Raw genomic sequence first — 6214 nt, forward strand, 5'->3', positions numbered from 1 at the left:
CAAGCAGTTTGACGTATTTTCCCCAGGCTTTGCTACCGGTGACCCTTATGGCCTTCTCAGAACGTGTTTCGCGTCTTAAAAGCTCCCTGATCCGTGAGATCCTCGCGGCGGCGCAAAAGCCGCAGGTGATGTCCTTCGCCGGTGGCCTGCCGGCCGAAGTGATGCTGCCCACGCTGGATTGGGAAGGCATGCCGCTGAATATCGGCCAATACGGCATGAGCGAAGGCGAGCCACAGTTGCGTGAATTGCTGGCGGCCGAGGCGCGGGTGCTGGGTATTGCCTGCGATGCGCGCCAGGTCATGGTGGTCAGCGGCTCCCAGCAAACCCTGGACCTGGCGGCCAAGCTGTACATCGACAAGGGCACCAAAATCCTCCTGGAAGGCCCGACTTACCTTGCGGCATTGCAGATTTTCCAATTGTTCGGCGCCGATTGCCTGACCGTACAGCTTGAGGCGGACGGTCCGGACCTCAGAGCCTTGCGCAGCAGCCTTGAGCAGCATCGCCCGTCCTTCGTCTACCTGATCCCGACGTTCCAGAACCCTTCGGCGGTGCGCTACAGCGATGCCAAGCGCGAGGCCGTCGCCGCGTTGCTGGACGAGTTTGGCGTAACCCTGATCGAAGACGAACCCTACCGCGAACTGACCTTCGACGGCGGCAGCGCGCAACCCATCGTCAGCCGGCTGAAAAAGGCCAGCTGGATCTACACCGGCACCGTATCCAAGACCTTGTTGCCCGGCCTGCGGGTCGGCTACCTGATCGCCAGTCCGGACCTGTTCCCGCACTTGCTCAAACTCAAGCAGTCAGCCGACCTGCATACCAACCGCGTTGGCCAGTGGCAGGCGATGCAATGGATCGGCACCGAGAAATACCAGCATCACCTGGTAGAGTTGCGCAGCTTTTACCGGGGCCGGCGCGACGCGTTCCAGGCTGCACTGGCGCGGCATTTCAGCGACCTGGCCGACTGGCAAATACCCCAGGGCGGATTATTCTTCTGGCTGACCTTGAAACAGCCGCTCGATACCCGCACCTTGTTGGCACCTGCGCTCGACCAGGACATCGCGTTCATGCCCGGTGAACCGTTCTTCTCCGAGCCGGACAATCATCACGGTCACCTGCGGCTCAATTTCAGCCATATCGACCCGGCGCGCTTGGACGAAGGTCTCAAGCGTCTCGCTGCGGTGGTCCGTCAAGCACAGCACGCGCAAGCGGCATAGGGGAGCCTCCATGTACAAGGTCTACGGCGATTACAAATCGGGCAACTGCTACAAAGTCAAACTCATGCTCAGCCTGTTGGGCATCGACTATGAGTGGATCGATGTCGACATCCTGAAGGGCGACACCCAGACCGCGGAGTTCCTGGCCAAGAACCCCAACGGCAAGATCCCGGTGCTGGAGCTGGAAGACGGCACCTGCCTGTGGGAGTCCAATGCGATTCTCAACTTCCTGGCCGATGGCAGCGAGTTCCTGCCCAGCGAACCGCGCCTGCGCACCCAGGTTCTGCAGTGGCAGTTTTTCGAGCAGTACAGCCACGAGCCGTACATCGCGGTGGCGCGGTTTATCCAGTTTTACCTGGGGCTGCCGGAAGATCGCCTGGAGGAATACAAGAAGCTGCACAAGGGCGGATACAAGGCCCTGAAGGTGATGGAGCGCCAGTTGCAATTGACGCCGTATCTGGTGGGCGACCAATTCTCGATTGCCGACGTGGCGCTGTATGCCTACACCCATGTGGCGGATGAAGGTGGCTTTGACCTGAGCGCCTATCCAGGCGTGCAGGCGTGGTTGAAGCGCGTGGCCAGCCATCCCAAGCATGTGCCGATGCTGGGCTGAAATGCGCTCAAAAATGTGGGAGCGGGCTTGCTCGCGAAGGCGGTGTACCAGTCAGCACATGTATTGGCTGACCCACCGCCTTCGCGAGCAAGCCCGCTCCCACATTTAGTTTTGCGGTGCGCCAGGTAATTCTTCACTGAGCAACTCAAAACAGCGCTGCGCCGCTGGGCTCAACGGCTGTCCACTGCGACTGATCAACCCGATCTCCCGGTTCACCCCCGGATGATCAATGGTAATCCGCTTCAACCCCTCCAGACTGTCCGCCGCCGATTCCGGCAACACACTGATCCCCAAGCCCTGCCGCACCAACGCCAACACGGTCGACATGTAGTTGGCCTCCATCCCCGCGAGCATCGTCAGGCGTGTTTCATCGAACAACGCGTCCACCTGTTCCCGCACGCTGCTGTCGCGGCCGGTGAGGATGATCGGCTGGTCGGCCAGTTGCTCCAGGCTCAACTTTGCAAAACGAGTCAGCGGATGAGCCAGCGGCACGAACGCACATAACCGATCATTCAGCACCGGCACAAACGCCAACCCGTGGCTCAGCCGCGCCCGCACACCAATACCGAAATCCACCTCGCCCGAACGCACTTGCGCATGAATGCGGTGAGCAACCAGGTCATGCAAGCGCACCTCGATCCCGGCAAAACGTTCGCGAAACAGGCGCAGGGCGGGAGGTAACGCGCCGGCGCACACGGAGGGCAGGGCGGCGATGGTCACCACGCCTCGTCGTAGCGCTGCCAGGTCACGGGAGCCGGTGACGATGTTGTCCAGGTCCAGCAACAGCTTCTCCATCGGCCCGCGAGCATCCAGGCCGGCGGCGGTGATGCTGACGTGGCGCGGGCTGCGGTCGAGCAGGGCAACCCCTAGCCACTCTTCCAGTTGCTGCACCTGCACGGTCAGCGCCGAGGGCGACAAATGCAGTTCGTTGGCAGCCTTGGTAAAACTGCCCGTGCGGGCAACGGCGAGAAACGCCTGGATATGCTGGATCGAATTTTTCATTTTTATTTTGCTCGGGCGTTTTGTTTTTTCGAATGTGGGGTGCCGAATATTCCAATTTACAAAGCCTAACGCGATTCCAATACTCCAGGGAAAACAATAACCGGCCGAAAACGCCGTTCTGGAGCTACCCCATGCTCGCTACCCTGGGTGTCATCACCATCCTGTGCCTGCTCACTGCCGTCATGAGCAAACGCCTGTCGCCACTGGTGGCCCTGATCGCCTTGCCGATCATCGCCGCGCTGCTGGGCGGTTTCGGCCTGCAAACCAGCGCCTTCATCATCACCGGCATCAAGAACGTCGCCCCCGTGGTGGGGATGTTTGTGTTCGCGATCCTGTTCTTCGGGATCATGACCGATGCCGGCATGCTGGATCCAATCATTGATCGCATCCTGCGCACGGTAGGGACGCGTCCTACAAGGATTGTCGTCGGTACCGCGACCCTGGCCCTGCTGGTGCACCTCGACGGCTCCGGCGCGGTGACCTTCCTGGTGACGGTGCCGGCGATGCTGCCGCTGTACACGCGGCTGGGAATTGATAAACGCATCCTCGCGTGTGTGGCGGCGATGGCGGCCGGGGTCAACTTCCTGCCGTGGACCGGCCCGGTACTGCGTTCCTCGGCGGCGCTGCACGTGCCGGTGGCGGACTTGTTCCAGCCGCTGATCCCGGTGCAGATCGTCGGCCTGGTCTTTGTATTCGCCTGCGCCTGGTGGCTGGGCCACCGGGAAGAAAAACGCCTGGGCCTGGGCGCTGGTTCCAGCGTGGACGCCGTGCCGCAACGGGTGCTCAGCGACGATGACATTGCCCTGCGTCGCCCGCGGCTGTTCTGGGTCAACCTGGTCCTGACGGTACTGGTGATGGTGGTGATGATCGCCGGTTGGGTCGACCCGGTGGTGATGTTCATGCTCGGCACCGTGGTGGCGCTGTGCATCAACTACCCGAACGTCGACGCCCAACGCGCGCGGATCGACGCCCACGCAAAAACCGCCCTGACCATGGCCAGCATCCTGCTCGCCGCCGGTGTGTTCACCGGCATCATGCAAGGCACCGGCATGCTCAAGGCCATCGCCGAAGTGGCGGTGGCGCAGATTCCGGCGGGCCACGGCAAGTTGATCCCGGCGGTGGTGGGCTTCCTGTCGATGCCGCTGAGCATGCTGTTTGACCCCGACTCCTACTATTTCGGCGTGATGCCGGTGATCGCCGAAGTCGGCAAGGCCTTGGGCGTCGACCCGCTGCAAGTGGCCCAGGCCTCGTTGCTGGGCGTGCACACCACCGGCTTTCCGGTCAGCCCGTTGACGCCTGCGACCTTCCTGTTGGTGGGCCTGTGCAAGATCGAATTGGCCGATCACCAGCGCTTCACCATCCCCTTTCTGTTTGCCGCGTCGGTGTTGATGACCCTGACGGCTTTGCTCCTGGGAGTGATTTGAAATGAAAACCTTGCGCATCGGTTCCGGTGCCGGCTACTCCGGCGACCGTATCGAACCTGCGGTGGAATTGGCCGAACAGGGCGACCTGGATTACCTGGTCTTCGAATGCCTGGCCGAACGCACCATCGCCCTGGCGCAACAGGCGCGGATCAGCGATCCACAAGGCGGTTACGACCCGCTGTTGAGTGAGCGCATGCGCCGCGTGCTGCCCTTTGTCGGCCGGCCCGAAGGGCGCCGACGCCTGCGGGTAATCACCAATATGGGCGCGGCCAATCCGGTGGCGGCGGCGGTTGAAGTGCGGCGGATTGCCAGTGAACTGGGGCTTAACCTCAAGGTGCTGGCGGTGGTTGGCGACGACGTGCTTGAGACCTTGCGTGCCCAGCCGGAGCAGTTGCTCGACAACGGCCAGACCCTTGGCTCGTTGGGCGAGCGATTGATTTCCGCGAACGCCTATTTGGGCGCCGACGGCATTATCGACGCCTTGCGCGCCGAGGCCGACGTGGTGATCACCGGCCGGGTGGCAGACCCTTCGCTGTTCCTGGCGCCGCAGATGTTCGAATTCGGCTGGGCTGCGGATGATTGGCAACGGCTGGGGCGCGGCACGCTGGTGGGGCATTTACTGGAATGTGCGGGGCAGGTCAGCGGTGGCTACTTTGCCGATCCGGGTTTCAAGGACGTGGACGATCTGGCACGCCTTGGCTTTCCACTGGCCGAGATTGACGCAGACGGCGAGGCCTTGATCACCAAGGTCGCAGGTTCCGGTGGGCGGGTCAGCCGTGCCACGTGCACCGAACAATTGATCTACGAAGTGCACGACCCGGCGGCCTACCTCACACCGGACGTGTGCGCGGATTTTTCCCAGGTGGCGTTTACCGAAGAAGCCGTGGACCGGGTGCGTGCCCACGGCGCGAGCGGACGGCCACGTCCCGAAGCGTTGAAAGTCAGCGTCGGTTATCTGGACGGCTGGATCGGTGAGGGGCAGATTTCCTACGGTGGCCCGGGCGCGGTCGCTCGTGCGCAACTGGCTCGCGATGTGGTCCTGAAACGCTTGGAGTTGACCGGCGTGCGCATGCAGGACGTGCGTGCCGAATTGATCGGCGTCGACTCCCTGCACGGCCCGCGCAGCACGGTTGAACCGTGGGAAGTGCGCCTGCGCATCGCCGCCCGCTGCGCAGAACGCAGCGAGGCGGTGCGTGTCGGCAATGAAGTTGAAACTCTCTACACCAACGGCCCGTCCGGCGGCGGTGGCGCCAGCAAGAGCCTGCGCCAGGTGGTGGCGGTGGCATCGTTGCTGCTGCCTCGTCACGCGGTCAACCCGAGGATCGAAGCATGAAGCTGCACACCCTGGCCCACTCCCGAACGGGAGACAAGGGCGACACCTCGAACGTCTCGATCATTGCGTATCGGGCCGAGGACTATCCGCTGCTCTGCGAGCAACTCACGGCTGAGGTGGTAGCGGCGTTTTTTGCGCCGTTGCTGGAGGCGGGTGCCGCACCGGTGCAGCGTTATGAACTGCCCAATGTGCAGGCACTGAACTTCGTGTTGCCGGGGATCCTGCGAGGCGGGGTGACGCGGTCGCTGGCGCTGGACGCCCATGGCAAGTGCCTGGGCTCAGCATTGCTGGATCTTGAATTGGCAATACCAAACTAATGTGGGAGCGGGCTTGCTCGCGAAGGCGGAGTGTCAGCCACTACATCTGTGACTGATACTCCGCCTTCGCGAGCAAGCCCGCTCCCACACTGGATCCTCGCTGTTTGTCAGACCGCCGCAAACCGCTTGTCGAGGTAATCGATGATCACCTTGGAGTCGTACATCCAGGTGGTCTGGCCGTTCTCTTCGATGCGCAGGCATGGCACCTTGATCTTGCCGCCTTGCTCCAGCAGGGTCTGGCGATCCTGCACGTTGTTCTTCGCATCCTTCAAGGCCACCGGCACGTTCAGGCGGTGCAGGGTGCGGCGGGG

At 62.4% G+C, this 6214-nt stretch carries 7 protein-coding genes; 5 read left to right on the forward strand and 2 right to left on the reverse strand.

The annotated features are described in order from the left end of the window. Nucleotides 1–47 precede the first annotated feature (47 nt). Together A462_RS26410 and A462_RS26405 are read left to right on the forward strand one after the other, a co-directional pair. Nucleotides 48–1214, forward strand: coding sequence for an aminotransferase-like domain-containing protein (locus A462_RS26410; protein ID WP_003212839.1), 1167 nt, complete (start codon nucleotides 48–50; stop codon nucleotides 1212–1214). Nucleotides 1215–1224: 10 nt separating this feature from the next. Then, nucleotides 1225–1827, forward strand: coding sequence for a glutathione S-transferase family protein (locus A462_RS26405; RefSeq protein ID WP_008432197.1), 603 nt, complete (start codon nucleotides 1225–1227; stop codon nucleotides 1825–1827). A 105-nt stretch (nucleotides 1828–1932) separates the two neighbouring features. Here A462_RS26405 and A462_RS26400 read toward each other — a convergent pair whose 3' ends face one another. Continuing rightward, nucleotides 1933–2829, reverse strand: a complete 897-nt coding sequence (locus A462_RS26400) for a LysR family transcriptional regulator (protein WP_008432200.1) — start codon at nucleotides 2827–2829, stop codon at nucleotides 1933–1935. A gap of 131 nt (nucleotides 2830–2960) precedes the next feature. On the opposite strand from A462_RS26400, the gene A462_RS26395 reads away from it, so the two are divergent. Genes A462_RS26395 through A462_RS26385 form a run of 3 tightly spaced genes read left to right on the forward strand, consistent with a single transcriptional unit; the run spans nucleotide 2961 to nucleotide 5903 of the window. After that, nucleotides 2961–4253 carry a CitMHS family transporter gene (locus A462_RS26395; protein ID WP_003213142.1) on the forward strand — a complete coding sequence of 431 codons (1293 nt, stop codon included), beginning with the start codon at nucleotides 2961–2963 and terminating at the stop codon, nucleotides 4251–4253. 1 nt (nucleotide 4254) lies between these two features. Then, complete coding sequence (locus A462_RS26390; protein WP_008432202.1) at nucleotides 4255–5586, forward strand: acyclic terpene utilization AtuA family protein; 1332 nt, start codon at nucleotides 4255–4257, stop codon at nucleotides 5584–5586. Then, a complete protein-coding gene (locus tag A462_RS26385) occupies nucleotides 5583–5903 on the forward strand; it encodes an AtuA-related protein (RefSeq protein WP_008432203.1) in 321 nt (106 codons plus the stop codon). Before A462_RS26390 ends, A462_RS26385 begins: the two co-directional genes overlap by 4 nt. A gap of 107 nt (nucleotides 5904–6010) precedes the next feature. On the opposite strand, the gene A462_RS26380 is transcribed toward A462_RS26385, so the two are convergent. Next, on the reverse strand, nucleotides 6011–6214 hold a 204-nt coding region (locus A462_RS26380; protein WP_008432204.1), incomplete at its 5' end, for a glutathione S-transferase N-terminal domain-containing protein.

The organism is Pseudomonas sp. Ag1 (genome assembly GCF_000278565.1).
Taxonomy (GTDB): domain Bacteria; phylum Pseudomonadota; class Gammaproteobacteria; order Pseudomonadales; family Pseudomonadaceae; genus Aquipseudomonas.

Excerpts from the sequence above, each read along its gene's own strand:
- A462_RS26410 (WP_003212839.1), top strand. The coding sequence starts at position 48 with ATGGCCTTCTCAGAACGTGTTTCGCGTCTTAAAAGCTCCCTGATCCGT.
- A462_RS26405 (WP_008432197.1), top strand. The coding sequence starts at position 1,225 with ATGTACAAGGTCTACGGCGATTACAAATCGGGCAACTGCTACAAAGTC.
- A462_RS26400 (WP_008432200.1), bottom strand. The coding sequence starts at position 2,829 with ATGAAAAATTCGATCCAGCATATCCAGGCGTTTCTCGCCGTTGCCCGC.
- A462_RS26395 (WP_003213142.1), top strand. The coding sequence starts at position 2,961 with ATGCTCGCTACCCTGGGTGTCATCACCATCCTGTGCCTGCTCACTGCC.
- A462_RS26390 (WP_008432202.1), top strand. The coding sequence starts at position 4,255 with ATGAAAACCTTGCGCATCGGTTCCGGTGCCGGCTACTCCGGCGACCGT.
- A462_RS26385 (WP_008432203.1), top strand. The coding sequence starts at position 5,583 with ATGAAGCTGCACACCCTGGCCCACTCCCGAACGGGAGACAAGGGCGAC.